Raw genomic sequence first — 25,640 nt, 5'->3', positions numbered from 1 at the left:
TTACTCCCCTTGGCCAGGCGCGGCAGCAGGAGCAGCGGCGGAACCGGCGGGCTTGGCGTTGTCAGCCTCCTTGACCTTGACCTCCACACCCGGCTTGACGTACTGCAGGCCTTCGGTGATCACGCGGTCACCGGCGTTCAGGCCTTTCTCCACCAGCCAATAGGCGCCAGCGGTGCGGTTGGCCACCAGTACACGCTGCTCGACCTTGTTGTCGGCGTTGACCACCAGCGCCGTCGGGATGCCCTTGAGGTCGCGGGTCACGCCTTGCTGTGGCGCGAGGATCGCCTTGCTGTTCACGCCGGCTTGCAGTTGGGCGTGTACGAACATGCCCGGCAGCAGGGTGTGGTCAGGGTTGGGGAACACTGCGCGCAGGGTCACGGAGCCGGTGGTCTGGTCGACCGAGACTTCGGAGAATTCCAGCTTGCCGTCCTGGCCGTAGTCGCTGCCGTCTTCCAGGGTCAGCTTGACCTTGGCGGCATTGGCGCCGGCTTTTTCCAGTTGGCCGCTTTCCAGGTCGCGGCGCAGTTTCAGCATTTCAGCCGAAGACTGCGTGACGTCGACGTAGATCGGGTCCAGTTGCTGGATTACCGCCATGGCATCGGTCTGGCCATTGCTGACCAGCGCGCCTTCGGTCACCGAAGAACGACCGATACGCCCGGAGATCGGCGCGAACACCTTGGTGTAGCGCACGTTGATCTGGGCGGTTTGCACGTTTGCTTCCGCAGTCATGCGGTTGGCCACGGCGGTGTCGTATTCCTGGCGGCTGACGGCTTGCTCATCGACCAACTGCTTGTAGCGGTCGGAGATGGACTTGGTCTGGGTCAGGCTGGCTTGTGCGCTTTTCAGCGTGGCTTCATAGACCGACGGATCGATCTGATAGAGCTGCTGGCCTTCCTTCACATCCGCGCCTTCCTTGAACAGGCGCTTGAGGATGATGCCGTTGACCTGCGGGCGAACTTCCGCGATGCGGTAGGCGGTGGTGCGGCCTGGCAGCTCGGACGTCAGGGTATAGGCTTGCGGTTGAATGGTGACCACGCCGACCTGAGGGGCTTGAGCGGGCGGAGCCGCTTCTTCCTTTTTACATCCGCTGAGCAGCGATGCCAGGGCGACGGCAGTGACCAGAGCGGTAACAGCTGGCTTAAGTTGCATGAAGATCCTCGGGTCAGGCGCGCAGGGTGCGCACAAGAAGTGTGGAAGGGTAAAAAACAAGCTGTGAGTGGATAAGTAGCTTGCTACGCAATATACTTACGTTCATGGTTGTTTGTAAACTCTTGACAGGCTTCGCGGATTGTTGACAACGCAGGCCAAAAGTCTCGATTCCATTACGTTCGGCGCCCATGACGGTGTCGTCCCACAAATATTCGGATGATCGTTAACATCTATTAACACTGCGTTAACGATAGTCTCAGGTGTCCTGATTGAGGTTGTACTGCCATGGTTCGTCGCACTAAAGAGGAAGCTCAGGAAACGCGCAGCCAAATTCTCGAAGCCGCCGAGCAAGCCTTTTATGAGCGCGGCGTTGCACGGACGACGCTGGCGGATATCGCTGCGCTGGCCGGTGTCACGCGGGGCGCGATTTATTGGCACTTCAGTAATAAATCCGATCTGTTGCAGGCCCTGCTGGACACGCTGCATGAGCCACTGGACGAATTGGCCAGGGCCAGTGAAAGCGAGGACGAGGTCGACCCGTTGGGGTGCATGCGCAAGCTGCTGATTCATTTGTTTCATCAGGTGGCCCTGGACCCGAAAACCCGGCGCATCAATGAGATTTTGTTTCATAAGTGCGAATTCACCGATGAAATGTGCGACATGCGCCGTCAGCGCCAGACCCACAGCCTGGAATGCAACCTGCGCATCGGCCTGACACTGCGCAACGCGGTCCATCGCGGGCAACTTCCGGAAAACCTCGACACCACCCGTGGCGCAGTGTGCATCCATGCCTACATCAACGGGCTGATTGGCCAGTGGCTGCTGGTACCCGACAGCTTCCAGCTACATCAGGAAGCCGAACGCTGGGTGGATGCAGGGCTCGATATGCTGCGCCTGAGCCCCAGCCTGCGCAATTGAGACAAAATGCGTAATTGCATCAGGTTGTGTCAACAGTAAAGCCTAAGGACCGTCAATCGTCCTTCTGCCTGATGGGTGGGGTGACTTTATATACGGGCTGGCGGGCGGTTGATACATAGCCGCCTAAGTATTTTGTAGGGATTTTGTTGCAAGGCTGTTAAGGAGTGTTTCCCAGGGCAACAATGTGGGAGGGGGCTTGCCCCGATGGCAGTGGTTCAGTCAACACATACAGTGACTGACGCACCGCCATCGGGAGCAAGCCCCCTCCCACATTTGGTTTCGCGTGTCGGGCGATTACAGCGGCAGCGTCGGGTAATCGATGTAGCCCACCGGGCCCTGGCCGTAGAAGGTTTCCGGATGCGCTTCGTTCAGTGGCGCATCGGCTTTCAGGCGTGCTGGCAGGTCCGGGTTGGCAATGAACGGCACACCCCAGGCCACGGCGTCCGCTTTGCCTTCGGCCAGCCAGGCATTGGCGCTGTCCTTGGTGAAACGTTCGTTGGCGATGTACACGCCGCCAAAGGCTTTTTTCAATTGAGGACCGAGGCTGTCCGCACCTGCCTTTTCACGGGAGCAGATGAAGGCGATACCACGCTTGCCCAGCTCGCTGGCGACGTAGGTGAAGGTCTCCTTCAGGTTGTCGTCGCCCATGTCGTGGGCATCGGCGCGCGGTGCCAAATGCACACCCACACGGCCAGGGCCCCAGACCTCGATGGCCGCATCGGTCACTTCCAACAGCAGGCGTGCACGGTTTTCCAGGGAGCCACCATAGTTGTCGGTGCGCTTATTGGTGCTGCTTTGCAGGAACTGGTCGAGCAGGTAGCCGTTGGCGCCGTGGATCTCCACGCCATCAAAGCCTGCGGCCTTGGCGTTCTCGGCACCGGTGCGGTAAGCGTCGACGATGTCGGCGATTTCAGCGGTTTCCAGGGCGCGCGGCGTCGGGTAGTCGGCCAATGGGCGCACCAGGCTGACGTGGCCTTTAGCCTGGATCGCGCTCGGCGCCACCGGGGTTTCGCCGTTCAGGTAGGACGCGTGGGAAATGCGGCCGACGTGCCACAGTTGCAGGAAGATCTTGCCCCCTGCGCCATGCACGGCCTTGGTGATATTGGCCCAGCCGCGCACCTGGTCGTTGGACCAGATGCCCGGCGTGTCCGGGTAGCCCACGCCCAGCGGTGTCACCGAAGTGGCTTCGCTGAGGATCAGCCCGGCGGAAGCGCGTTGCACGTAGTACTCGGCCATCAGCGCGTTGGGTACGCGGCCGGCATCGGCACGGCAGCGGGTCAGCGGTGCCATGATGATGCGGTTCGACAGCTCCAGGTCGCCCAGTTTGATCGGATCGAAAATAGTCGTCATGGGAAAACACCCTTCTCTTTGAAGTTGATCAGTGGGTCGCAGGGGCCAGGTCGGCATCGCCGCCCTGACGGAAAGTAATCAGGGTTACCAGCAGCGCCAGGATCGCCAGGGCCGCTGCCGCCAGAGGCACGCTGCTCAGGCCGAAACCGTGGGCAATCACGCTGCCGCCCACCCAGGCGCCGAGGGCGTTGCCGATGTTGAAGGCGCCGATGTTCAGGGTGGACACCAGGTTCGGTGCAGCCTTGCCGAAGGTCACCACGTTGATCTGCAGCGCGGGTACGGCGGCAAATGAAGCGGTGGCCCAGAGGAACAGGGTGATCTCGGTCGGGATCACGGCGATGCTGGTCCAGGTCAGCGCGGTGGACACCACCGCCATACTGATAAACACGCCGATCAGGGTGGCTGCCAGGCGTTTGTCCGCCAGCTTGCCGCCGATGATATTGCCCACGGTGAGGCCCAGGCCGATCAGCAGCAGGGTCCAGGTCACGCCTTTGGGCGACACGCCGGTGACATCGCCGAGCAGCGGCGCAACATAGGTGAAGAGGGTGAACATGGATGCGGCGAACAGCGCGGTCATGCTCAGCGACAACCAGATGCCGGCACCCTTGAGGGCGGCCAGTTCGGCGCGCATGTCGAGTTTTTCTTCGTCACGCTTGGCCGGCAGGAAGCGGATCAGGCCGATCAACGCCACCACCCCAATCACCGTCACTGCCCAGAAGGTCGAGCGCCAGCCGGCTTCCTGGCCCAGCGCGGTGCCCAGTGGCACACCAAGCACGTTGGCCAGGGTCAAACCGGTGAACATCAGGGCCACGGCCGAAGCGCGCTTGTTGGCCGGCACCAGGTTGGCGGCGACCACCGAACCGATGCCGAAGAACGCGCCGTGGCACAACGCGGTGACCACACGGGCAAGCATCAGCACGTTGTAGTCACTGGCCAGGGCGCAGAGCAGATTGCCGATAATGAAGATGCCCATCAACGCTACCAGGGCCGCCTTGCGGGGCAACCTGGCGGTGGCCAGTGCCATAAATGGCGCACCGATGGCCACGCCCAGGGCATAGCCGGTGACCAGCCAGCCGGCGCCGGGAATCGACACGGCGAGGTCCGCCGCCACATCGGGCAGCAGGCCCATGATCACGAACTCGGTAGTGCCGATGGCGAAGGCGCTCAGGGCCAGGATGAGTAGCGAGAGGGGCATTATCGTTTCCTTGTTACAACGTCGCGCTGATTTCAGCGCTGAGTTCAGTGGTAAGCGCCGCGAGGAAGGCTTGGATCACTTCCTCATTGCGCTTGAAAAAGTGCCACTGCCCGGCCTTCTGGCTGCTGATCAATCCCGCCCGTTGCAAGGTGGCCAGGTGGGCCGACACGGTCGACTGGGACAAGCCGCAGCGCTGGTCGATCTGCCCGGCACAGATGCCGTATTCGTGGTTGTGCACTTGCTCGGGGAACTGCACTTTCGGGTCTTTCAGCCAGGTGAGGATGTCTCGTCGTACTGGGTGCGCCAGGGCTTTTATTATTTCGTCGAGGTCGATGGACATGGCAGGTGCTCGGTGTCGTAAAGCGTTATATCGCGATGAGGCGAACTTTAAATCGTTATATCCCGATATACCAATATGAATTTGCTCTGAGCTCAGGCTGAATCGGTATATCGGGTTATAACGATACGTTGGCGCCAGTGCTAGACTGCGCGGCATGAATTATCTCGCACATCTGCACCTGGGCGGCCAACTTCCTGCGCAACTGCTGGGCAGCCTGTACGGCGACTTTGTCAAAGGCCGCCTGCTGGGCCAGTTCAGCCCGCCAATCGAAGCGGCGATCCAGTTGCATCGCTCGATCGACCGCTTCACCGACAGCCACCCGTTGGTGGGCAAGGCGTTGTCGCGCTTCAGCCTGACCCGCCGGCGCTATGCCGGGATTGTCCTTGATGTGTTCTTCGATCACTGCCTGGCGCGGGATTGGGCGCTGTACGCCGACCAGCCCCTGGAGCACTTCACCTCGCAGGTGTACCGCGTGCTGGCGGCCGAACCACAGTTGCCGGGGCGGCTGGCGCAGATAGCGCCGTATATGGCGGCGGATGACTGGTTGGGGTCGTACCGCGAGTTTGCGGTGATGGAGCCGGTGTTGCGCGGGATTTCGCGGCGGCTGACGCAGCCTGAGGCATTGGGGTATGCGATGCAGGAGTTGCGGGTGTTGTATGAGCCGCTGAGTGAGGACTTCCGGATCTTCTACCCCGAACTGCAAGCCTTCGCGCATAACCACCTGACAACACAAAGCTAAAATGTGGGAGGGGCGGTGCGACCCTCCCACATTTGAACTGTGTTCACATCTCAGGCTGCAAAAGCCGGTCGAGCATGCACTTGTTCAGTCTCCGGCACCGGCCCAAACAACGCCTTCTGCACCGCCTGCTGCGCCTGGAACGCCAGCGCCGCACGCTCCTGCCCGGCGCAGGCAATCGGCTTGAGCACATGGATTTCCACATCGCCCTGGTCATTGCCGAACAGGCGCATCAGGTGCGAGAGCAAATCGTCATCGCCAATGAACGGTGCCAGCGGGTCGACCTGCCCATTGCGCAGATAACGGATGGCCACCGGTTGCAGCGACACATCCGCGTCAATCGCACTGGCCAGCAAGCGCCCGTGGAAGGTGCGCAGGCTGCGGCCGTCGGTGGTGGTGCCTTCGGGGAACATCAGCAGCGGGTGCTGTTGTTCCAGGTGGCGGGTCATCTGCTTGCGGATCAACTGACTGTCGCCCGAACCGCGACGGATAAACAAGCTACCGGCCTTGGCCGCCAACCAGCCGGCCACCGGCCAGGTGCGCACTTCGGCCTTGGACAAAAACGACATCGGCGCCACTGCGCCCAGCAACGGAATATCGGTCCAGGACACGTGGTTGCTCACCCACAGCATGGGCTGGGTCGGCAACTCGCCGTGCACTGTCACGCGAAAGGGCAGGGCGTTGGTCAGCCGCGCCATGAAAAACCGCGACCAGCGTTGGCGCCGCACCATCGAGTTGGCCACGCCCAAGCGTTCGAACACGCCAAACACACTGGCCATGCTCAAGCCCAGCGCCACTACCACCAGCACCCGGGCGATGCGCCCGTACACGCGCAGGCGGCTCATCACATGGCCGCCTTGAAGTGGCGCGCATAGCGCGGGCATAGCTCATCGCGCTTAAGCAGGATGAACACGTCGGCGACCTGGAAATCCTCATCCCAGCACGGTTCGCCGCAGATCTTCGCACCCAGGCGCATATAGGCCTTGAGCAGTGGCGGCATCTCGGCGATTACGTTGGTCGGCAGGTCCAGCGCCGGCAGCGGTTTTTTCGGTTCGGCGCGCAGGTGTTCGTTGCACAGGTAGCGTTCGCGCAGGCGCTGCATGATCGCGTGGGCCTGGATGCCGCCGTCGTGCATCGGGATGCTCGCGCAGCCCATCAGGTAGCTGTAGCCGCCCTGGTTGAGCACTTCGGCCAACTCGCCCCACAACACGGCGATGGTGCCGCCGTTGCGGTAGGCCGGGTCGACGCAGGTGCGGCCGATTTCCAGGATCGGGCCCTGCAGATGCAGCAGGCCATGCAGGCTGAATTCTTCTTCGCTGTAGAACCGGCCCAGGGTGCTGGCGGCCTGGTGGTCGAGCAAACGGGTGGTGGCGACGAGTCGACCGCTGTTCAAGTCCCGCACGCCGATGTGGCTGCAGTGAACATCATAGTCATCCATGTCCAGGCCGTGTTCCGCGCCTTTCAGCTTGGCGTTGAACTCGCCGCTGAAGACGTTGAAACGCAGGGCCTGGGCTTCCTGCAAAGCCTTGGCGCCAACCAGGCGTTCGGCTTGCAGACGGCGTTCATTGCCGGTGTCGCTGATGCGGGCGATCTGAGTCATGGCGAATCTCCGAGTGCCAGCCACGTTTCGGCCGGTCGACTTTGTTGTCCAAAGTCAGGCTATGTAGCCCCGGTGTCATCTCCATGAAGTTATGGTGACGCTTGGATGACAGGGTCTCTGTAGCAAATCTGTCATTGCCCTCGGCTAGGCTCGCGGGCTTGAATGCTCCCTTGAGTGTGTGTCCATGGTCAGAGGCCTGCTGTGCGTTTCCCTGCTGTTCGTCACCGTTACCGCCTGCGCTGAAACCTGGCCCGACAAGGAGTGGGCCAAGGGCCCGCCACTCGCAGGGCCCGCCGTCGAAGCCCTTGACGCCTATGCATTCCCGCCCCGTGACGACACTGCCCGCCAAGGCATTCGCACCGACGCGCTGCTGGTGATCCGCGACGGTGTGGTCATCTATGAACGCTACGCCGCACCGACCACGGCCAGCACGCCACACTTGACCTGGTCCATCAGCAAAAGCCTGATGGCCACGGTGCTCGGCGTGGCCTACGGCGAAAACCGTTTCAAACTGACCGACCCCGCAGCACGCTTTTATCCGCCGATGAAACAACACCCCAAGGTGACCATGGCCGACCTGCTGCACTGGGCCTCGGGCCTGGACTGGCAGGAAGACTATGAATACGCGCCGCTGAAGTCCTCGGTGGTGGCGATGCTTTACACCCGTGGTCGCGCCGATATGGCCGAGTTCGCCGCCAGCACTGAGTCCTTCAGCGCACCGGGCCAGGCCTTTCGTTATTCCAGCGGCGACAGCAATATCCTGTCCGCCGCGCTCAAGGGCATGCTCGGGCACAAGGCGTACATGAGTTACCCCTGGGACGCGCTGTTCAAGCCGCTGGGCATTCACAACGCCACCTGGGAAACCGATGCCGACGAAACCTTTGTCGCCTCGTCCTATGCGTTCCTCACCGCGCGTGACCTGGCGCGTGTCGGCCTGCTGATGGCCCGCGACGGGCGCTGGGGGGATCAACAATTGCTGCCCAAGGACTGGGTCGTGTTCAACCGCCAACCCTTCGACAAATACACCGCCGGCCAGGACGAAGCGGTCCCCGGTGGCCAATGGTGGCTCAACCAAGGCGCCCCGAGGCCCTGGCCCGACGCCCCCGCCGACACCTTCGCCGCCCTCGGTCATTGGGGACAGGCGCTGTACGTGATGCCCGACGAACACCTGGTGATCGTGCGCTATGGCGATGACCGCGACGGCAGCTACCGCCACAACGAACTGCTCAAGCGCGTGCTTGCGGCGGTGCAACCATGATGCGTCGTCGGCCGTTTACCAGCCTTTTTCTGGTGCTGTTGCTCGCCCTGTCAGGCTGGGTTTGGCACGAGCGCGTCAACCTGCAAGCCTTCCCCGACATCATCGCGGCGTACACGGCCAAGGAGTATTGCTCGTGCCGCTATGTGGCGAACAATCCAGCCGAGTATTGCCGGGGGTATGTGAAGCAGTACGTGCCCACCAGTGGGTTCAGCGATAACCCGGAACGCAGTGAAGTGACGGCGAGTGGCTTGGGGCGTACGCACAGCGCGCGGTGGTTGGGGGATCGACAGGGCTGTCGTCTGAATCCCTGACACAGCGCCAGCCACCCCGCACATTGGATTTGCGCCGTTCGTGACATTGCGCTTAAGGTTCGTGCAGGTTTTTCGCCCCACGAGTCCTTAATGTTCAACGCGTCTGTTATCAAACCCCTGGCCTTCGCCCTGCTGGCCGCTGCCGTGGTGCCCGCCCATGCTGACTGGTACCTGGACAACGAGTCCTCGCGCCTGTCGTTCGTTACCACCAAAAACACCGAGATCGCTGAAGTCCATCGCTTCCTGGTGCTGCACGGCAAGGTCGACAGCAAGGGCGCGGCGCAATTGGAAGTAGAGCTGGAGTCGGTCAACAGCGGCATCCCGCTGCGCGACGAGCGCATGCGCAACCAGCTGTTCGAGATCAAGACCTTCCCCGAGGCGCTGATCAGCGCACAGATCAACCTGCAACCCATCAATGACCTGGCTCCTGGCGCGCAACTGGAACTGCGCTTGCCCCTGAGCGTCACCCTGCATGGCAAGACCCAGACCTACAGCGCCGAGTTGTTGGCCACGCGCCTGGATGACCGGCGTTTCCAGGTGGTGACCCTGGAACCGGTGGTTTTGCATGCCGAGGATTTCGACGTGGCGCCGGGGGTGGCGATGTTGCGCAAAGCGGCCGGGCTCAAGTCGATCAGTTTGTCGGTGCCGGTGGGTGCGGTGCTGATCTTTACGGCGCGTTGACGTGAGCGGCGCAGTGTTCCCGTGGCGCAGCGCCAACCGTTTCGAGTTGTTGATCGACGGCCCGCAATTTTTTCCGCAGATGCTGGTGGGCATTGCCCGGGCCGAGCGGCAAGTGGAGTTGGAATTGTATCTGGTGGAGGCTGGTGCCTGCGCCGAAGCGATGGTGCAGGCGCTGGTGCTGGCCGCCGAGCGCGGCGTGCGGGTGCGTTGTCTGTTTGATGACTACGGTAGCCTGGCATTTACCCTGGGGCTGCGTAAGCGCCTGACCGACGCCGGTGTGGAGCTGCGTTTCTACAATCGCCTCAGCTGGCGCCGCTGGATGCGCAACCTGTACCGCGACCACCGCAAGCTGTTGCTGATCGATCAGGAAATCGCCGTGGTCGGCGGCACGGGCGTCACCGATGAGTTCTGGACGCCGGGGCAAGACACCGCTGAGTGGCATGAGGTGATGGTGCAGATCCGCGGCCCGCTGGTGCTGGACTGGCAGGCGCTGTTCGAACGGCAATGGCACGCCAATGTCGCGCGCCGGGCGTGGAAGCCCGCCACCCATTTCGGTTTGCCGCGTTTGCCCAAGGTGCCGGCGACGGGGCCAGGCCTGGGCCGAGTGGCCTATGCAGACGCCCGACAGCACCGCGATATCCTGCAATCGCTGATCCGCGCGCTGAACAGCAGCCAGCAACGTATCTGGTTTGCCACGCCGTATTTCCTGCCCACCTGGGGCGTGCGCCGCGCATTGCGTCGGGCCGCAGGGCGTGGGGTGGATGTGCGACTGCTGCTCACCGGCCCGCGCACCGATCACCCGTCCGTGCGCTACGCCGGGCACCGTTATTACCCGCGCTTGCTGCGCGCAGGCGTGCAGATCTTTGAATACCAGCCGTGCTTTTTGCACCTGAAGATGGCGCTGGTGGACGATTGGGTGAGTATCGGCTCGTGCAACTTCGATCACTGGAATCTGCGCTTCAACCTGGAAGCCAACCTGGAAGCGTTGGACCCCGGGCTGACGCAGGCGGTGGCGGCGAGCTTTACCGCGGATTTTGCCCAGAGCCTGGTGGTCAGCCTGGAAGCGTGGAAGGCGCGGCCGTTGTGGCGACGGGTGAAGCAGCGGGTGTGGGGATGGATTGATCGGTTGGTGGTGAACCTTCTTGACAGAAGGAGCTAGGAACAGCTGCAAGCTGCAAGCTGCAAGTTAAAAGCAGAACTGCTCTTCCTTGCCGCTTGTAGCTTGCAACTTGAAGCTGCCTCCTATAGCAATTCGAACGTCTGCTGCTGTACGTCCTGGGAGTCCAGCCCGATCTGCACATTGAACTCACCCGGTTCGGCGGCGAACTTGAGCTGGGTGTTGTAGAACTTCAAGTCGTCCTCGGTGATGGTGAAGTGCAGCGTGCGCTCTTCGCCAGCCTTGAGCATGACCTTCTGGAAGTTCTTCAGCTCCTTGATCGGACGGATCATCGAACCCGCCACGTCCTGGATATACAACTGCACCACGGTTTCGCCATCGACCTTGCCGGTGTTCTGCACCGTGACGCTGGCGTCGAGCTTGCCGGTCTTGTTCAGGGTGGTGGACGACAGCGCCATGTCCGACAGGCTGAACGTGGTGTAGCTCAGGCCATAGCCAAACGGGAACAGCGGCCCGGTGGTGTCATCGAAGTACTGTGAGGTGTAGTTGCCCGGCTTGCCTGGGGTGAATGGCCGGCCGATGGTCAGGTGGTTGTAGTAGGTCGGAATCTGCCCCACGGAGCGTGGGAAGGTGATCGGCAGCTTGCCCGATGGGTTGTAGTCACCGAACAGCACGTCGGCGATGGCGTTGCCGCCTTCGGTACCGGCGAACCAGGTTTCCAGGATCGCGTCGGCTTGTTGTTTCTCTTCCAGGATCGACAGCGGGCGGCCGTTCATCAGTACCAGCACCAGCGGTTTGCCGGTGGCTTTCAGGGCCTTGATCAGGTCGCGCTGGCTTTGCGGGATATTCAGGTCGGTGCGGCTGGAGGATTCGTGGGACATGCCACGGGATTCACCCACGGCGGCCACCACCACGTCGGCATCCTTGGCGGCCTTGACCGCTTCATCGATCATCACCTGGGCCGGGCGGGTGTCATCCACCACTTCCGGGGCATCGAAGTTGAGGAAGTTGAGGTAGTCGACCACCGCCTTGTCGTTGGTGATGTTGGCGCCACGGGCGTAGATGATCTTGCCTTTTTCGCCGATAACCGCGTTCATGCCGTCAAGCAGCGTGACCGATTGTTCCGGCTTGCCGGCCGCCGCCCAACTGCCCATCATGTCGATCGGCGCCTTGGCCAGTGGGCCCACGAGCGCGATGGTCGCGGACTTTTTCAGCGGCAGGGCGTCGTTCTGGTTCTTCAGCAGCACCAGGCTGCGGCGCGCCACATCACGGGCCTCGGCACGGTGCAGACGGCTTTCGGCGTAAGTGTCGGCCGGGTCATCCCCGGCCTTGCCGATGCGCAGGTACGGATCTTTGAACAGGCCCATGTCGTACTTGGCGCCGAGCACTTCACGCACGGCGTTGTCGATGTCGCTCTGTTCGATCTCGCCGGACTTGAGCAGCCCCGGCAATTCCTTGCCGTACAACGAGTCGTTCATGCTCATGTCGATGCCGGCCTTGATCGCCAGCTTGGCGGCCTCGCGCCCGTCCTTGGCCACGCCGTGCTTGATCAGCTCGAAGATCGCGCCGTGGTCGCTGACGGCCAGGCCCTTGAAGCCCCAGTCCTTGCGCAAGAGGTCGTTCATCAGCCAGGTGTTGGCGGTGGCGGGCACGCCATTGATCGAGTTGAGCGCCACCATCACGCCGCCGGAACCGGCCTTGATCGCCGCGTGGTACGGCGGCAGGTAGTCCTGGTACATCTTGACCGGGCTCATGTCGACCACGTTGTAGTCACGCCCGCCTTCCACTGCGCCGTAGAGGGCGAAGTGCTTGACGCTGGCCATGATGCTGTCGGCATTCGCGGGGCTGGCGCCCTGGAAGGCCTTGACCATCACCTCGGCAATGCGCGAGACCAGATAGGTGTCTTCACCGAAGCCTTCGGACGTGCGACCCCAGCGCGGGTCGCGGGAGATATCGACCATCGGTGCAAAGGTGATGTCGAGGCTGTCGGCGGCGGCTTCGTGGGCGGCGATGCGTCCGGAGCGGCCGATGGCGTCCATGTCCCAGCTGGAGGCCAGGGCCAGGCTGATCGGGAAGATCGTGCGGTGGCCGTGGATCACGTCATAGGCGAAGAACATCGGGATCTTCAAGCGGCTGCGCATGGCCGCGTCCTGCATCGGACGGTTTTCCGGGCGGGTGATGGAATTGAACGTGCCACCGATGCGGCCAGCGGCGATTTCCTTGCGGATCAGCTCACGGGGCATTTCCGGGCCGATGCTGATCAGGCGCAACTGGCCGATCTTTTCGTCCAGGGTCATCTGCTTGAGCAGGTCGCTGACGAAAGCGTCCTTGTCCTTAAGCGCAGCAGGCTTTGTTTCTGCCCAGACGGGGTGGGTGGCCAGCGTGGCAACAAGGCCGAGCAAACACAGCTTCTTCATGAATATCCTTTTTCGGCTCACTGCACAGCGCTTGGGCTGATCGGCCAAAATGTGGGGAGCGTCTATTGTTGTTCGGGTGTTGTTCAGATAAATGCAGCACACTCTGAACTCTTTATCGCGCTGGGCATCTTTGTAGCTGATTGGCTCGATGCATTCCAGTGGTGGCGGATTATGCCCCAAGCGTGTGGTTTTTAGGGTTAGTCGTCATATTCCATCCAGTTTGGGCAGGAGAAACACCATGCAAGCAGCACAACATTCCCGCTGGGGCCTCAAGGCCGCGGCTTTGCTATTGATCAGCACAGTATTGAGCGGCTGCGGCATCAATAACATCCCGACCCTGGACGAACAGGCCAAGGCGGCCTGGGGCCAGGTGCAGAACCAGTACCAGCGCCGCGCCGACCTGATCCCCAACCTGGTGGAAGTGGTCAAGGGTTACGCCGCCCATGAGCAAGACACCCTGACCGCCGTGATCGAGGCGCGTGCCAAGGCCACCTCGATCCAGGTGGATGCCAGCACCCTGGACAACCCGGAAAAACTCAAGCAGTTCCAGCAGGCCCAAGACGGTTTGAGCGGTGCCCTCAGCCGCTTGATGGTGGTGTCCGAGCGCTACCCGGACCTGAAGGCCAACCAGAACTTCCTGGCCCTGCAATCCCAGCTCGAGGGCACCGAAAATCGCATCGCCGTGGCCCGTCGCGATTTCATCCAGGCCGTGCAGGCGTACAACACCGAGATCCGCACCTTCCCTGGTCGCCTGTGGCACAGCGTGATGTACAGCGACCTGCCGATCCGCGCCACCTTTGAAGCCACCAGTGCCGATGCCGATAAAGCGCCGCAAGTGAAGTTCAAATAAGGCTGCACTGAGGTGTCGATGCGTTTATTACGGATAGGCCTGGCGCTATGGATGCTGGCCTGCGTGGGTGTGGCCCAGGCGGCGCTGACGTTCCCGGCGTTGAGCGGACGGGTGGTGGACACCGCCCAGATGATCGACCCGGCCACGCGCGAGCACATCACTCAGCAGTTGCAGGCGCTGGAGCAGAGCCGTGGCGACCAGATCGTGGTGGTCACGGTGCCCGACCTGCAGGGCGTGCCCATCGAGGACTACGGTTACCAGCTGGGTCGCCAGTGGGGCATCGGCCAGAAGGGCAAGGACAACGGCGCGTTGCTGATCGTCGCCCGTGACGAGCGCACGTTGCGCATCGAAGTCGGCTATGGCCTTGAAGGCGTGCTTACCGATGCGCAGTCCTGGGTGATCATCAACCAGGTGATTGCCCCCAAGTTCAAGGCCGGCAATTTCAGCCAGGGCATCAGCGACGGCGTGGCGGCGATGGTGCAGGTGGTCGGCGGTGAACCGCTGGCGGTGCCGGCGCATGTGGCGGATGCCAACTTTGCCAAGGATAATCCCGGCTTTTCCATCGGCCTGTTCATCCTGCTGATCGGCGTGTTGTGGCTGTGCAATCGCATGGGCCTGCCGGTGGGCGCGATCCTTTTGGCGATCCTCAGCAGCAGTGGACGCGGCGGCGGTGGCGGGGGAGGTGGCGGCGGTTTCCGAGGCGGCGGTGGTGGCTTCGGCGGCGGCGGCGCGTCGGGCGGCTGGTAATGACAATAACTAGAGAGCAACTACAACCATGGCATTACTGACTGAACACGAGCAGCGCCAAGTCGCCGAAGCGATTGCCCGGGTCGAAAAAACCACCGACGCCGAACTGGTCACCGTGCTGGCGGCCCGCGCCGACGATTACGCCTACATCCCCCTGCTGTGGGCCAGCCTGATCGCCTTGGTGGTACCGGGCGTGGTGCATTACCTGTCGGGCTACCTGACCATGTATACCTTGCTGCTGGCGCAATGGGCGACGTTCATCGTGTTGTGCCTGCTGTTTCGCCTGCCCAAGGTGACCACCCGCCTGATCCCACGCTCGGTACGCCATTGGCGCGCCTCCAACCTGGCGCGCCGGCAGTTCCTGGAGCAGAACCTGCACCACACCCTGGGCAGCACCGGGGTGCTGATTTTTGTCAGCGAGGCGGAGCGTTATGTGGAAATCCTGGTGGACGATGGCATCTCCAGTCGCGTGGATGACAACAGTTGGGATGGGATCGTCAAGGCGTTTACCCAGCAGGTGAAACAGGGGCAGACGCTGGCTGGGTTTATTGCTTGTATCGAGGCGTGTGGTGAGTTGTTGAAGGTGCATGTACCGTTGACACAAACCCGCAATGAATTGCCAAACCGCCTGGTCGTACTCGAATAATCCAGACACCACTGAGCAAAAAATGTGGGAGGGGGCTTACATCCCGATGGCAGTGGGTCAGTCACGGATGGATTAGCTGACACGCCCTCATCGGGAGCAAGCCCCCTCCCACATTTGGATCGGTGTTGACCATTGGTCAAATAACTCCGTGCCCTGGTGGGCTATCCCCCCTAAAATGCCCGGCATTCACTGCCCGAGGCGTTTTTGTTCATGTCCGTTACCGCTCAACCTGCCAGCCCCGCGCCGGATCATCACGCCCAGTTCATCGAACTGTTGAGCACAAGCCTTGCGCAGAACGCCTTTATCAAGCTGGTGCTGGCCAAATACGTCGGCGACGAAGCCGAGTTGCAGCGGCTGATCATCAAGGCGGTGACCGTCAAGGAGCAGCCGTGCCTGTCCTTCGTCTACCGCTACAAGACCCGCGACATCACCAAGAACTTGGCGCTGGCCGACGGCGTGGCGGCGATTGCCGCGTTGCTGCCGGGCTCGTTCAAGAACGCGCACCTGCTGTCGCTGACCGACGAAGCCCAATTGGAATACAGCAAGAAGAACAAAAGCTCGCTGTTCAGGAGCAAGACTCAGCAACTGCGCGAGGCGCCATCGGCTGAGCATAACCGTGAGAAGCATCGCTTCCTCGACCTGAGCCGGCCATTCCTCGCCGACCTGGGCGTGACCGACGCCAAGCAGGCGCTGATCCCGTCGATGTCGCGCAAGTGGAAGCAGATCAACAAATTCATCGAAGTGTTCAGCCATGCGCTGACCTCCTCACCGCTGAGGCTGGACCAACCGGTGCGCGTCGCCGATTTCGGTTCGGGCAAGGGCTACCTCACGTTTGCGATCCACGACTACCTGCGCAACACCCTCAAGGCCGAAGGCGAAGTCACCGGCGTCGAGTTGCGCGAAGACATGGTGACCCTGTGCAACACCGCCGCGGCCCGCCTGGAGCACCCCGGGCTGGTGTTCAAATGTGGTGATGTGCGCAGCGTGGCGCCCAGCGAACTGGACGTGATGATCGCCCTGCATGCCTGTGACGTCGCCACCGATTACGCGATCCACACCGGCATTCGTTCCGGCGCATCGATCATCATGTGCTCGCCGTGCTGCCATAAGCAGATTCGCCTGCAGATCCAGAGCCCGGCGCTGCTCAAGCCGATGCTGCAATATGGCCTGCACCTGGGCCAGCAGGCGGAAATGGTCACCGACAGCTTGCGTGCGTTGTTCCTCGAAGCCTGCGGCTACGAGACCAAGGTGTTCGAGTTCATCTCCCTGGAGCACACCAACAAGAACAAGATGATCCTGGCGGTCAAGCGTGCGGAGCCGGTGGACAACGCGCAGTTGCTGGAGAGAATCCAGGAGTTGAAGGCGTTCTATCACATCTGCGAACACTGCCTGGAAACCCTGCTGCGCGCGGATGGCTACTTGATCTGACCGCCGCCCACTGTAGGAGCGAGCTTGCTCGCGAAAAGCCTGAGAGCACCGCAGGCTTTCAGGTTTCCCGCGTTATCGTTAGCGACCTTCGCGAGCAAGCTCGCTCCTACAGGGAGCTGGTGCCGGCTGCACCGCGGTCTTGCGCCCGAGCATCACCGTGACGATGACCCCACAGGCAAACACCCAGGTAATCGGCTCGATATGTTCACCAAAGAACAGCGCCGAAAACGCGATGGTGAAGAAGATCTGCAACAGCTGAATCTGGCTGACCCGCGCAATGCCGCCCATGGCCAACCCCGCGTACCAGGCGAAGAAGCCCAGGAACTGCGAGAACAGCGACACATAACCAAAGGCCCACCAGGCGCGCATCGAGACCGCGCCTTGGTGCTGCGCCGCCAGGTACCACACCGGGCCGATCAACACCGGCGTGGACAGCACCAGCGCCCAGCAGATCACCTGCCAGCCGCCCATCTCCTTGGCCAACCGGCCGCCTTCGGCATAGCCCAGGCCACCCACGGCTATCGCGCCGAGCATCAATAAATCGCCGGCCTGGATACTGCCGGCGCCGGTGATCAATGCATAACTCAACACCAACCCGCTGCCGAGCGCCGCGCAGGCCCAGAAGGCTTTGGACGGCCGCTCATGGGACAGCCACGCCGCATACAGCGCCACGCACAGCGGTTGCAGGCCATTGACCAGTGCGCCATGGGAGGCCGGCAAGGTTTGCATGGCCCACGCCGACAGCACCGGGAAGCCCAGAATCACCCCCGCAATGACCAGGCACAAACCCCGTACCTGGCGCCAGGTCGGCCAGCGCTCGCGGCGCCACAGCAACAGCGCCGCCGCCGGGACTGCCGCGAACAAGGCACGGCCCAGGCCGTTGAGCAACGGGTGGATCTCCTGCACCACGATACGGGTGAAGGGCAGGGTCAGGCTGAAGATGATGACACCCAGCAGGCCGAGGGCCATGCCGGTGTTTTCGCGCGAGCTCATGGGCGGGATCCGAAATCCAGAGGGCTTCAAGGGAAGCCCATCTAGCCACAACCCCCGCCGATTGCGGGCCTACAGCTGGGTGCGGATTTATCCGTACAGTTTTCAGAAGAAGCGCGTAATGCTGATCTTGGCGTTGCGGCCTTCGCTGTAGACACCTTCCCCGCTGAGCGCCGGCTGGTAGCTGCGGTTGAACAGGTTGTCGACAGTGAAGTTGACCTCGGTGCCCTTTAGGCCGGCCTGCTGCGGTTTCCAGTTGGCGAACAGGCCTTGGGTGTCATAGCTGGCGTTCTCAGTCTGGTCGTAGATAAAGTCACCAATGGTCGAATTCAAGCCGCCAGCGTAGATGTCTGTAGGCACGCGGTCGGTCTTGCGCACGAACTGGCCCTGCCAGCCCACCTGTGCATCCCAGCTCGGGATCTTGGTGCCCAGCACCACCACCCATTTGGCCGGTGGAATGTCCCGCGCCCACACGTGTCGGTCGGTTGCCCACGGGTTGGTATAGGGGTTATCGCGTTTGCCCGTAGCCCAGGAGTAAGTCAGGGAGCCGAACACGTACGTTGAGTCGTAGTAGCTTTCCAGCTCCACGCCCTTGATGGTCATGCCGCCCACATTGCGATAGTTGGTCCTGGAGGCCGTGTCGTTGCACACCGTATCGATATTGCCCGGCACCGTCATTTGCCGTTCACAGCCGATGCCGGTGGCCTTCATGATCTCGTCTTCGATGCGGTTGTGAAACAGCGTGGTGCGCAACTGCAGGTCATCGCCGTGGGTTAAGACGCCGGAGAAGTGAGTCACGTTGCCCGCCGTAATCGCAGTGATGCGCTCTGGGTCGAGGTTGAGGCTTGTGGCGCTGCGGGTGCTGGCGGCGCCCTGGACTTCGTACTGTTCATCGATGACCGGCGCACGCCATGTGCGATTCCAGCTGGCGAAGAAGGCCACATCCGGGGTCAGGTTCCAGAACGCGGCCAGGCGCGGCGACCAGCCGGTGTAGGTGCGGTCGCTGTAGTCATGGCCGACGCTCGGGTCCGGGTTGCTGTAGTACGGCGCATCGTTGGCTTCGCCGCGATTGCGCACGTGGTCATAGCGCAGGGACGGGGTGATGGTCAGATCGCCGAGGGTCACGGCGTCCTGGAGGTAAAACGAGTGGGTATCGGCCTTGCCGTGGGGCATGAAATACGGCTGGAAATGCCCGTAGTTGTATCTTGCGGTGTTGTAGGTAGCGCCCGGCATCCAGCTTTCGGTTTCTCGATTGTGCTTGCGAATCTGCACGCCGGCGGTCACCGCATGTTCCAGTGGGCCGGTGGTCAGCAGACTGATATTACGCAGTTCAAGGAGGCGATCGGAGTATGAAGTTTCCATCTTGCGCCCACCGGTGCTCAGGCCAATGACTGCGTTTTCGCCCCGCTCGTCGGTCTGGTCGGTCTTGGACGTCGAGTAGCTAAGCTTCAGGTCAATCAGCGGGTTGTCCAGCGGCTGGTATTCGTACTTGCCCGACCAGGTGGTGTCCACCGTTTCGCGGTCGGCCAGAAAACGTTTCAGTGCGCCTTCGTAGCCATATCGGTTGATGGCCGATTGGTTCGGCGGCGACGGGTAGGATTTCGCTGAGAAGGGCGCCATGCGCTCACTTTTTGCACTGGAGTAGGACAGGCCCATGCTGTGCTCATCCGTAAAATACGCGTTGAATTTGAACAGCTTGCCTTCTACGTCCTGGGCACTGTTGGGCAGGCGCTTGGGGTTGATCGGGTATTCATTGCGCGGGTCGGGCGGTGTGCCGGCGAGCTTCAAGTCGCCGCCGTCGCGCTGTGTGAGGTAGATCAGGCCATTCATGCGACCGTCGTTGGTGCGGCCATACACGGCGCCGCTGTACACCTGTTCATGGGTGTTGCTGGAGTAACCGTATTTGGTCATGGCCCCGGTGTTACGCCCGTCCTTGAGCAGGTCGGGCGCATCCTTGGTGACCATGTTGACCGTGCCACCGAAACCGCCGTTTCCGGTGAAGGGCGAGTAAGGACCTTTCTCCACCTCAATGCTTTTGATCAGTTCAGGCTCGATGAAAACCGTGCCTTGCTGGTAGCGCTCAAATCCACTTTTGGTCGCGCCATCCACGGTCATCGGCACATCTTCGGCGTCGCCCATGCCGCGAATATTCATGGTCTGCCCCCCCGGCTTGGGAGAGCCGCCCATGAATACCCCCGGCAGCGTCTGCAGCAGCGAAGGAATGTTGTCGGGCTGGTAGCGATCAATATCCGCCTGGCTCAGGGTGGAGCGGCCGACGGTGCTGGAGTCGACCTGATTGCCGGTGCCGATCACGCTCAGGGCGTCCAGCTGGATCGCGCCGCTCTGGGTGGTCTTGGCCTCTTCGGGCTTTACCACGTACGTGCTGCCGACCTTGATCAGGGTGAACGCGCCGTTTTTCAGCAGGCTGCGAATCGCAACTTCCGGTGTGAAGTCACCGTTGAGTGCAGGTGCCTGCACGTTCTTGAGCAGCTCCTCATCGAACAACAGCTGGATCTTCGCCTGCTGCGCTACTTGGCTCAGGGACGTGGCCAGCGCCTGGGCGGGCAGTTGCAAGGTGAATGACTCGGCCTGGGCGCTGAGGCTGAACGTCAGGCAGGTGGCGATGAGGGTCGGTCGAAGATACAGGTGCGAAGCGTGGCAAGGCGCGCGAAACATGGAATCCCCCGGAGCGGCCAAATGGCCAAAAAGGTGTGCTGATCAGATGCAGACCGGAGGAAGACGGGGCAGGCAAAAAAATCCACACCTGCGAATGCAAAATATTCTCAAATAAGATTTTCGCAGGTTATTTGCTCGGTTCAATCCGCACGATGCCATCGGCCGAGACCACGGTTTTCACCGGCAACAGGGCGGGCAGGGCGTTGAGCAGGGCATCCGGATCATTCACGTCCAGATTGCCCGAGACTTTCAGGTGCGCCACCGCGTTGCTGACCTGCAACGTTGCCTGCGGGCGATACAGGCCCAGTTCATCGATCAGGCTGGCCAGTTCACGGTTGCGGAATGACAAGTGCCCGCTGCGCCAATCGGCCACTTCTTCGGCCGTGAGGGTTTGCTGTTGCAAGGTGCCCTTGGCGTAGCTGTAGATGGCGCGTTGCTGGGCGCCGAGCAGGGAAACGGGGCTTTTGGCGGATGGCTCGAAAGCGACCTGGCCGTGGGCGACGCTGACCACCAGTTGCTGCTGGCTGCGGCGCACATCGAAGCCGGTGCCGACCACCCGCACATTTGCTTCGCCGGCTTGAACGAACAACGGCCGCTCTTTGTCGGCCGCCACTTCGATATACACCTGGCCCTTGTCCAGGTGCACGATGCGCTGGTGGGCGCTGAAGTCCACGCGCAGGCGGGTGTTGGCATTCACCGACAGGGTGCTGCCATCGGGCAGGTTCAGGGTGCGCACGCCCTTGGCATGGGCCGCCACCTGGCTGTGATACAACTCGCGGGGCGCACCGATGTGGGGGGCCAATACGGCGCATAGCACGGCGGCGGCTACGGCCAGGGCCGGGCGCAATACCGATGCTTTGCGCTTGGGCAGCGCCACGGGGTTGTTCAGTTGCTGCAACTGGGCCAGGTCGGCCCACAGTTGCTCGAATTCGGCATAGGCGCGGGCATGGGCGGGCGTGGCCTGCCAGGCGGCAAAGGCCTTGCGGTCGGCACGGCCTGTGTCGTTACGGTTGCGCGCAAACCAACTGGCGGCTTGGGCATCGATGGCGTCACTGGCTTCGATATCCAGGCCGTCGGTGTCGCTCAGGCGGTTCATTCTGGCTGCTCCGTGCCGGGGTCGTTTTGAAGGCGTCGCTTGCAATGCAGCAGGGCAAAAGCGATGTGCTTTTCCACCATGCTCGTCGAAATACCCATGCGCTCGGCGATCTGCGCCTGGCTCAGGCCTTCGAAGCGGTGCAGCATAAGGGCTTCTCGCCGGCGGGGCGAGAGTTCGGCGAGGACTTCTTTCAACTGTTCCAGGCGTTGCAAGCGCTGGGCGGCGGCCATGGGGTCGTTTTGCTCGTCGGTGATCGGTTCCGCGTCCCTGTCGGCCTGATCTGGGTGGACGGTCTGCCGTACCTTCTGTTTGCGCCAGTGATCACGCAGCAGGTTGCGTGCCATCTGGAACAAAAATGCCCGTGGCTGTTCGACCTTGGCCCGGTCGCGGTAGTCCAGCCACTGGGTAAAGACGTCCTGGGTCATGTCCGCCGCGTCGCTGGCGTTGTCCGTGCGTCTGCGCAGGAAATACAGAATATCTGCATAGAACCCGCGAAAGGCATCGGCCGACACCGGGTCGGGCTTGGGACGAGACATGGATATCCTTCTTGACGAAGCACGACGTGGAAAAGTCGCGAATGATATCGAGAACTATTGTCATTTGTCTCTATTTTAGACGGGCCCGGATTAAAATATAGGGAGGAGGCAAACCCCTCCCACATAAGGTCGCAGTTTTACCGCAGCAAGGTCTTCAGTTGTTCGATCCCTGCTTCACCCAATGGAAACACCGGCAAGCGAGGCTCGCCCGCCTCCAACCCGGTCAGGCGCAGCCCGGCCTTGATCGTCGCCGGCAACCCGCCCTTGAGGATGAACTCCAGCAACGGCAACTGCTGATAAAACAGCTCGCGCGCCTTGTCCAGGTCATTGGCCAGCACTGCCGCATACAATGCCAGGTTCAGGTGCGGGATCAGGTTGGGCGCCGCCGTGCACCAACCCTTGGCTCCGGCCGCAAAGGCTTCCAGGGCCAGCGGGTTGCAGCCGTTGTAGAACGGCACGTCGCTGTGGCGCCGCAGTTGATGCATGCGTTGAACGTCCCCGGTGCTCTCCTTGACCATCGTCACATTTGCCACCTGCTTGACGATACGCAGGATCAGATCCACCGACATGTCCGTACCGCTGGTGGCCGGGTTGTTGTAGAGCATGATCGGCACGCCGATGCTGTCGCCGATCGCAGCGTAGTGGGCGAGGATTTCCGCCTCGCTGAGCTTCCAATACGAGGCCGGCAGCACCATCACCACATCCGCGCCATTGGCTTCGGCGTAGCGGGCGCGGCGCACGGCCTTGGCGGTGGTCAGGTCGGAGACGCTGACCACCGTGGGCACGCGCCGGGCGATTTTTGCCAGGCTGTAGGCGCTGACTTCGTCCCACTCGGCATCGCTCAAATACGCACCTTCACCGGTGCTGCCCAGGGGCGCGATGGCGTGCACGCCGCTGTCGATCAAACGGTCGATGGAACGACCGAGGGCGTCGAGGTCGATGCGCTGGCCGTCAGCGCTGAACGGGGTGATGGTGTAGCCGATGATGCCGTGAATAGTTGGGCTGGACATGGAAAGTCTCCGGTAGAAAAAGGGCGGGTCAGTTCAGGCAATCGGCGTGCTGGCGCAGGTTCTGCCGCACGTAGTAATTGAACGCGGCGCCGTGGCGCTTGGGGCGGGAAATCCAGGCATGGGCTTCGCGCCCCAGTTGCGGCAGGATCGGCTTGATCGCACCGGCTGCCATGGCGAGCAACTGCAACTTGGCCGCGCGTTCGATCAACTGCGCGATCACGCAGGCTTCCTCGACACTCGCCCCGGTCGACAACTGGCCGTGGTGCGACAGCAGGATCGCGCGCTTGTCGCCCAGGGCCTCGGTGATGATTTCCCCCTCTTCATTGCCCACCGGCACACCCGGCCAGGCCTCCAGGAACGCGCAGTCTTCGTACAACGGGCAAAGGTCCATGTGGGACACCTGCAACGGCACTTCCAACATCGACAGCGCAGCGATATGGGTCGGGTGCGTATGAATAATGCAATTCACATCCGCTCGCCCGCGGTACACCCAGCTGTGAAAGCGGTTGGCCGGGTTGGGGATGCCGTGACCTTCCAGCACCTCAAGATCCTCGTTTACCAGCAACAGGTTGCTGGCCGTGATTTCATCAAAACCCAGGCCCAGTTGCTGGGTGTAGTAGGTGCCCTGTTCAGGCCCGCGCGCGGTGATCTGGCCGGCGAGGCCGGAGTCGTGGCCGTGTTCGAACAGGATTCGGCAAGTGAGCGCCAGCTTTTGCCGGACGGTCCACGTATTATCCGCCAGGGTGTTTTGCATCTGGACCAGCGCTTGCTTGACCAGTTGGTCTTTGGGGAGTGCTAATGTCTTGGCCATATCGGTGTCCTTTGGATGGTTCAATGGACGTGGGATTTGCTGGTCTCCCTCTGCTCGCAAGGTCGTTGGGTGAGGCAAATGACACTAATGATGCTATATGACACAAAGTGTCATTGGCAAGCGCAGCTTATCGCTTCTGCATGGATTAACCGCAGCACATGTCTATCCGTTTGAAATTATTGAGGAAAAAACTTGGCGTAACCTTGGAGGCCCTGGCTGAAAAATCCGGGATGACCAAGAGTTACCTGTCCAAGGTCGAGCGCGGGCTCAACACGCCGTCGATTGCCGCTGCGTTGAAACTGGCCAAGGCGTTGAACGTGAAGGTCGAAGAGCTGTTCAGCGAAGACCGCGTCAGCCTCGACAGCTACAGCCTGGTGCGCAGCCATGAGCGGCCCGACACCGCGCCGGGTTACGCAGTACTGGCCCATCAGGTCAGTGAGCGCAGCTTGTTGCCGTTCATCATCTACCCGCCGGCGCAATTCTCCGACAAAACCTTCAAGGAGCACCTTGGAGAGGAGTTCTTGTTCGTGCATGAAGGGGCGGTAGAAGTGGATTTCATGAACGAGCGGGTGATTCTGGAGCGCGGCGATGCGCTGCATTTCAATGCCCAGAAGCCGCATCGGCTGCGTTCGGTAGGGCCTGTGCAGGCGCAGCTATTGGTGGTTGTACACAGCTCGCAAGAATGACCGCGCTGACGGTTTGAAATGCGATCGGTATGGGCGGGAACAAGTCCCTCCCACCGGTGGCTCAACGTTCGACAGGTACCGACAGGGCCGGATCACCCAACGGATGCGTGCGCGCGGCAAAAAACTTCAACTGCGCGCCACTGCCATCAAACAACTGCGAATACCGCCGCTTCTGCTGGCGAATAAACCCGTCGCTGCGGCCCGATACCGAGATCGCCAGGGTCGCGGGGCGGGCCTGGCGAATTGCATCCACCACGTGTTGGTCCTGCGGCCCCAGGTCATGGCCAAAGATGCACAGCGCGCCCTCATGGCTCAGCAACTGTTCATAGCAGAACGACAGGTAATCCGAGCTGCGGATGGTCTTGAGCTTCTCTTGCACCGTGCCTTCGTTGATAAACAGCGGCACATCGTCCAGGGTCTTGATCGTGTTGTTGATCGCAAAGCTGCTGAGCAAGGTGCTGTCGGTGCTCGGCAATTTGCGTGCGGTGCCGTCAAGGTTGCGCACCAGGTGCAGGCCGCCGTGCAGGTAGAGGACGCGCGTGGTATCGGTGTGGGTGTTGCGCAGGTCGAAGCTCGAGTCAGCGCTGCGGAACAGGTCGTCGATGCCCGGCGTGTGCAGGATCGCCCAATAGTTGAGCAGGTCGTAATTGGTGGTGAACACGCTGGTGTAGTTCGCCAGTTCGCGGTTGATCGTCGCCAGCGTCGACGGCTGCACCAGCCGCCACGGAATGTGCACGGCGTGGATGGTATTGATCAGCGCTTCCTTGATCGCGTAGTAGCGATTACGCGGTGCCGCCGAGCTGACCGCCAGGGCCTTGTTGACTCGGCTGGTGGTTTTCAATGCCCCCAGGGTCTGCTCGAAGCTGCGGGTCTGTAGGGCGTCGAACACGCTGAGCTCGGATGGGCCGAGGGGTTTTTCTTCGACGGTGCGTGCGTTTTCGAACAGCGAGTCGTAGGCAAAGTCTTCCCAAATCGTGCGGCTCGCGCCATTGCCGATCAGAATCCCACTGAAGGTGGTGCTGCTGCGCAGGGTGCTCCAGTCTTCAAGGTGGGCGTCAATATCCTGGAAATCCTTCATTGCTGTGGGTCTAC

General features: G+C 61.7%; 25 protein-coding genes and 1 pseudogene. 11 read left to right on the top strand and 15 right to left on the bottom strand.

Annotated features, from left to right (window positions below):
* Entirely contained in the window at positions 1-1,149 is a 1,149-nt protein-coding gene (locus BFQ01_RS30900) for an efflux RND transporter periplasmic adaptor subunit (RefSeq protein ID WP_065928269.1), read from the bottom strand.
* Between the two features lie 285 nt (positions 1,150-1,434).
* Between BFQ01_RS30900 and BFQ01_RS30895 the strand changes: the two genes are divergently transcribed.
* Positions 1,435-2,067, top strand: a complete 633-nt coding sequence (locus BFQ01_RS30895; RefSeq protein ID WP_027604391.1) for a TetR family transcriptional regulator — start codon at positions 1,435-1,437, stop codon at positions 2,065-2,067.
* Between the two features lie 294 nt (positions 2,068-2,361).
* Here the strand turns inward: BFQ01_RS30895 and BFQ01_RS30890 are convergent, their stop codons facing one another.
* The 3 genes from BFQ01_RS30890 to BFQ01_RS30880 are packed head-to-tail and all read right to left on the bottom strand — an operon-like array spanning position 2,362 to position 4,952.
* The gene (locus tag BFQ01_RS30890) at positions 2,362-3,417 is read right to left on the bottom strand and encodes an alkene reductase (protein ID WP_027604390.1); all 1,056 of its coding nucleotides are present in this window, start codon (positions 3,415-3,417) and stop codon (positions 2,362-2,364) included.
* 28 nt (positions 3,418-3,445) lie between these two features.
* Positions 3,446-4,612: an MFS transporter gene (locus BFQ01_RS30885; RefSeq protein WP_065928268.1), complete on the bottom strand. Its 1,167-nt coding sequence runs from the start codon at positions 4,610-4,612 to the stop codon at positions 3,446-3,448.
* Positions 4,613-4,625: 13 nt separating this feature from the next.
* On the bottom strand, positions 4,626-4,952 hold the full coding sequence (locus BFQ01_RS30880) for an ArsR/SmtB family transcription factor (protein ID WP_027604388.1): 327 nt from the start codon (positions 4,950-4,952) through the stop codon (positions 4,626-4,628).
* 154 nt (positions 4,953-5,106) lie between these two features.
* Here BFQ01_RS30880 and BFQ01_RS30875 point away from each other — a divergent pair, with 154 nt between their 5' ends.
* Positions 5,107-5,691 (top strand): acyl carrier protein phosphodiesterase, encoded by a 585-nt coding sequence (locus BFQ01_RS30875; RefSeq protein ID WP_065928267.1) that lies wholly within the window; start codon positions 5,107-5,109, stop codon positions 5,689-5,691.
* Between the two features lie 50 nt (positions 5,692-5,741).
* On the opposite strand, the gene BFQ01_RS30870 is transcribed toward BFQ01_RS30875, so the two are convergent.
* Complete coding sequence (locus BFQ01_RS30870; RefSeq protein WP_065928266.1) at positions 5,742-6,533, bottom strand: lysophospholipid acyltransferase family protein; 792 nt, start codon at positions 6,531-6,533, stop codon at positions 5,742-5,744.
* Complete coding sequence (olsB, locus tag BFQ01_RS30865) at positions 6,533-7,288, bottom strand: L-ornithine N(alpha)-acyltransferase (RefSeq protein WP_027604385.1); 756 nt, start codon at positions 7,286-7,288, stop codon at positions 6,533-6,535. Before olsB ends, BFQ01_RS30870 begins: the two co-directional genes overlap by 1 nt.
* A gap of 184 nt (positions 7,289-7,472) precedes the next feature.
* On the opposite strand from olsB, the gene BFQ01_RS30860 reads away from it, so the two are divergent.
* From BFQ01_RS30860 to BFQ01_RS30845, 4 genes are all read left to right on the top strand, one after another.
* Positions 7,473-8,546: a serine hydrolase domain-containing protein gene (locus tag BFQ01_RS30860; RefSeq protein WP_065928265.1), complete on the top strand. Its 1,074-nt coding sequence runs from the start codon at positions 7,473-7,475 to the stop codon at positions 8,544-8,546.
* A complete protein-coding gene (locus tag BFQ01_RS30855; RefSeq protein WP_065928264.1) occupies positions 8,543-8,857 on the top strand; it encodes an amidase in 315 nt (104 codons plus the stop codon). The genes BFQ01_RS30860 and BFQ01_RS30855 overlap by 4 nt, the downstream gene beginning before the upstream one ends.
* Before the next feature lie 90 nt (positions 8,858-8,947).
* Positions 8,948-9,538 (top strand): YceI family protein, encoded by a 591-nt coding sequence (locus BFQ01_RS30850; RefSeq protein ID WP_065928263.1) that lies wholly within the window; start codon positions 8,948-8,950, stop codon positions 9,536-9,538.
* Position 9,539: 1 nt separating this feature from the next.
* Positions 9,540-10,697, top strand: coding sequence for a phospholipase D-like domain-containing protein (locus BFQ01_RS30845; protein WP_065928262.1), 1,158 nt, complete (start codon positions 9,540-9,542; stop codon positions 10,695-10,697).
* An 83-nt stretch (positions 10,698-10,780) separates the two neighbouring features.
* On the opposite strand, the gene bglX is transcribed toward BFQ01_RS30845, so the two are convergent.
* Positions 10,781-13,072 (bottom strand): beta-glucosidase BglX, encoded by a 2,292-nt coding sequence (gene bglX / locus BFQ01_RS30840; RefSeq protein WP_065928261.1) that lies wholly within the window; start codon positions 13,070-13,072, stop codon positions 10,781-10,783.
* Between the two features lie 238 nt (positions 13,073-13,310).
* On the opposite strand from bglX, the gene BFQ01_RS30835 reads away from it, so the two are divergent.
* The 4 genes from BFQ01_RS30835 to BFQ01_RS30820 all read left to right on the top strand — a co-directional run bounded on the left by BFQ01_RS30835 (position 13,311) and on the right by BFQ01_RS30820 (position 16,743).
* A complete protein-coding gene (locus BFQ01_RS30835; protein ID WP_065928260.1) occupies positions 13,311-13,922 on the top strand; it encodes a LemA family protein in 612 nt (203 codons plus the stop codon).
* An 18-nt stretch (positions 13,923-13,940) separates the two neighbouring features.
* Positions 13,941-14,669: a TPM domain-containing protein gene (locus BFQ01_RS33225; protein WP_065928259.1), complete on the top strand. Its 729-nt coding sequence runs from the start codon at positions 13,941-13,943 to the stop codon at positions 14,667-14,669.
* A gap of 28 nt (positions 14,670-14,697) precedes the next feature.
* A complete protein-coding gene (locus BFQ01_RS30825) occupies positions 14,698-15,315 on the top strand; it encodes a TPM domain-containing protein (RefSeq protein WP_065928258.1) in 618 nt (205 codons plus the stop codon).
* A 210-nt stretch (positions 15,316-15,525) separates the two neighbouring features.
* Positions 15,526-16,743 carry a class I SAM-dependent methyltransferase gene (locus tag BFQ01_RS30820; protein ID WP_065928257.1) on the top strand — a complete coding sequence of 406 codons (1,218 nt, stop codon included), beginning with the start codon at positions 15,526-15,528 and terminating at the stop codon, positions 16,741-16,743.
* An 8-nt stretch (positions 16,744-16,751) separates the two neighbouring features.
* Here the strand turns inward: BFQ01_RS30820 and BFQ01_RS33155 are convergent.
* From BFQ01_RS33155 to BFQ01_RS30790, 7 genes and pseudogenes are all read right to left on the bottom strand, one after another.
* Positions 16,752-16,841, bottom strand: a pseudogene (locus BFQ01_RS33155) (outer membrane lipoprotein carrier protein LolA); the annotation flags it as partial.
* Entirely contained in the window at positions 16,822-17,736 is a 915-nt protein-coding gene (locus BFQ01_RS30815; RefSeq protein ID WP_065928256.1) for a DMT family transporter, read from the bottom strand. The pseudogene BFQ01_RS33155 and the gene BFQ01_RS30815, both read right to left, overlap by 20 nt.
* Before the next feature lie 102 nt (positions 17,737-17,838).
* Positions 17,839-20,409: a TonB-dependent receptor gene (locus BFQ01_RS30810; protein ID WP_065928255.1), complete on the bottom strand. Its 2,571-nt coding sequence runs from the start codon at positions 20,407-20,409 to the stop codon at positions 17,839-17,841.
* A 127-nt stretch (positions 20,410-20,536) separates the two neighbouring features.
* Positions 20,537-21,505: a FecR family protein gene (locus BFQ01_RS30805; protein ID WP_065928254.1), complete on the bottom strand. Its 969-nt coding sequence runs from the start codon at positions 21,503-21,505 to the stop codon at positions 20,537-20,539.
* On the bottom strand, positions 21,502-22,041 hold the full coding sequence (locus BFQ01_RS30800; protein WP_027604372.1) for an RNA polymerase sigma factor: 540 nt from the start codon (positions 22,039-22,041) through the stop codon (positions 21,502-21,504). The genes BFQ01_RS30805 and BFQ01_RS30800 overlap by 4 nt, the downstream gene beginning before the upstream one ends.
* A 137-nt stretch (positions 22,042-22,178) precedes the next feature.
* On the bottom strand, positions 22,179-23,051 hold the full coding sequence (locus BFQ01_RS30795) for a dihydrodipicolinate synthase family protein (protein ID WP_065928253.1): 873 nt from the start codon (positions 23,049-23,051) through the stop codon (positions 22,179-22,181).
* Positions 23,052-23,079: 28 nt separating this feature from the next.
* On the bottom strand, positions 23,080-23,862 hold the full coding sequence (locus BFQ01_RS30790) for an aldolase (protein ID WP_065928252.1): 783 nt from the start codon (positions 23,860-23,862) through the stop codon (positions 23,080-23,082).
* Between the two features lie 158 nt (positions 23,863-24,020).
* On the opposite strand from BFQ01_RS30790, the gene BFQ01_RS30785 reads away from it, so the two are divergent.
* Complete coding sequence (locus BFQ01_RS30785) at positions 24,021-24,548, top strand: helix-turn-helix domain-containing protein (RefSeq protein WP_027604369.1); 528 nt, start codon at positions 24,021-24,023, stop codon at positions 24,546-24,548.
* 61 nt (positions 24,549-24,609) lie between these two features.
* On the opposite strand, the gene BFQ01_RS30780 is transcribed toward BFQ01_RS30785, so the two are convergent.
* Complete coding sequence (locus tag BFQ01_RS30780) at positions 24,610-25,626, bottom strand: DUF4917 family protein (protein ID WP_065928251.1); 1,017 nt, start codon at positions 25,624-25,626, stop codon at positions 24,610-24,612.
* Positions 25,627-25,640 lie beyond the last annotated feature (14 nt).

This window comes from Pseudomonas sp. 8 R 14, from assembly GCF_900005955.1.
GTDB lineage: Bacteria > Pseudomonadota > Gammaproteobacteria > Pseudomonadales > Pseudomonadaceae > Aquipseudomonas > Aquipseudomonas marginalis.
This window is presented reverse-complemented; position numbering and strand designations above follow the sequence as displayed.

Excerpts from the sequence above, each read along its gene's own strand:
- BFQ01_RS30900 (WP_065928269.1), bottom strand. The coding sequence starts at position 1,149 with ATGCAACTTAAGCCAGCTGTTACCGCTCTGGTCACTGCCGTCGCCCTG.
- BFQ01_RS30895 (WP_027604391.1), top strand. The coding sequence starts at position 1,435 with ATGGTTCGTCGCACTAAAGAGGAAGCTCAGGAAACGCGCAGCCAAATT.
- BFQ01_RS30890 (WP_027604390.1), bottom strand. The coding sequence starts at position 3,417 with ATGACGACTATTTTCGATCCGATCAAACTGGGCGACCTGGAGCTGTCG.
- BFQ01_RS30885 (WP_065928268.1), bottom strand. The coding sequence starts at position 4,612 with ATGCCCCTCTCGCTACTCATCCTGGCCCTGAGCGCCTTCGCCATCGGC.
- BFQ01_RS30880 (WP_027604388.1), bottom strand. The coding sequence starts at position 4,952 with ATGTCCATCGACCTCGACGAAATAATAAAAGCCCTGGCGCACCCAGTA.
- BFQ01_RS30875 (WP_065928267.1), top strand. The coding sequence starts at position 5,107 with ATGAATTATCTCGCACATCTGCACCTGGGCGGCCAACTTCCTGCGCAA.
- BFQ01_RS30870 (WP_065928266.1), bottom strand. The coding sequence starts at position 6,533 with ATGAGCCGCCTGCGCGTGTACGGGCGCATCGCCCGGGTGCTGGTGGTA.
- olsB (WP_027604385.1), bottom strand. The coding sequence starts at position 7,288 with ATGACTCAGATCGCCCGCATCAGCGACACCGGCAATGAACGCCGTCTG.
- BFQ01_RS30860 (WP_065928265.1), top strand. The coding sequence starts at position 7,473 with ATGGTCAGAGGCCTGCTGTGCGTTTCCCTGCTGTTCGTCACCGTTACC.
- BFQ01_RS30855 (WP_065928264.1), top strand. The coding sequence starts at position 8,543 with ATGATGCGTCGTCGGCCGTTTACCAGCCTTTTTCTGGTGCTGTTGCTC.
- BFQ01_RS30850 (WP_065928263.1), top strand. The coding sequence starts at position 8,948 with ATGTTCAACGCGTCTGTTATCAAACCCCTGGCCTTCGCCCTGCTGGCC.
- bglX (WP_065928261.1), bottom strand. The coding sequence starts at position 13,072 with ATGAAGAAGCTGTGTTTGCTCGGCCTTGTTGCCACGCTGGCCACCCAC.
- BFQ01_RS30835 (WP_065928260.1), top strand. The coding sequence starts at position 13,311 with ATGCAAGCAGCACAACATTCCCGCTGGGGCCTCAAGGCCGCGGCTTTG.
- BFQ01_RS33225 (WP_065928259.1), top strand. The coding sequence starts at position 13,941 with ATGCGTTTATTACGGATAGGCCTGGCGCTATGGATGCTGGCCTGCGTG.
- BFQ01_RS30825 (WP_065928258.1), top strand. The coding sequence starts at position 14,698 with ATGGCATTACTGACTGAACACGAGCAGCGCCAAGTCGCCGAAGCGATT.
- BFQ01_RS30820 (WP_065928257.1), top strand. The coding sequence starts at position 15,526 with ATGTCCGTTACCGCTCAACCTGCCAGCCCCGCGCCGGATCATCACGCC.
- BFQ01_RS30815 (WP_065928256.1), bottom strand. The coding sequence starts at position 17,736 with ATGAGCTCGCGCGAAAACACCGGCATGGCCCTCGGCCTGCTGGGTGTC.
- BFQ01_RS30810 (WP_065928255.1), bottom strand. The coding sequence starts at position 20,409 with ATGTTTCGCGCGCCTTGCCACGCTTCGCACCTGTATCTTCGACCGACC.
- BFQ01_RS30805 (WP_065928254.1), bottom strand. The coding sequence starts at position 21,505 with ATGAACCGCCTGAGCGACACCGACGGCCTGGATATCGAAGCCAGTGAC.
- BFQ01_RS30800 (WP_027604372.1), bottom strand. The coding sequence starts at position 22,041 with ATGTCTCGTCCCAAGCCCGACCCGGTGTCGGCCGATGCCTTTCGCGGG.
- BFQ01_RS30795 (WP_065928253.1), bottom strand. The coding sequence starts at position 23,051 with ATGTCCAGCCCAACTATTCACGGCATCATCGGCTACACCATCACCCCG.
- BFQ01_RS30790 (WP_065928252.1), bottom strand. The coding sequence starts at position 23,862 with ATGGCCAAGACATTAGCACTCCCCAAAGACCAACTGGTCAAGCAAGCG.
- BFQ01_RS30785 (WP_027604369.1), top strand. The coding sequence starts at position 24,021 with ATGTCTATCCGTTTGAAATTATTGAGGAAAAAACTTGGCGTAACCTTG.
- BFQ01_RS30780 (WP_065928251.1), bottom strand. The coding sequence starts at position 25,626 with ATGAAGGATTTCCAGGATATTGACGCCCACCTTGAAGACTGGAGCACC.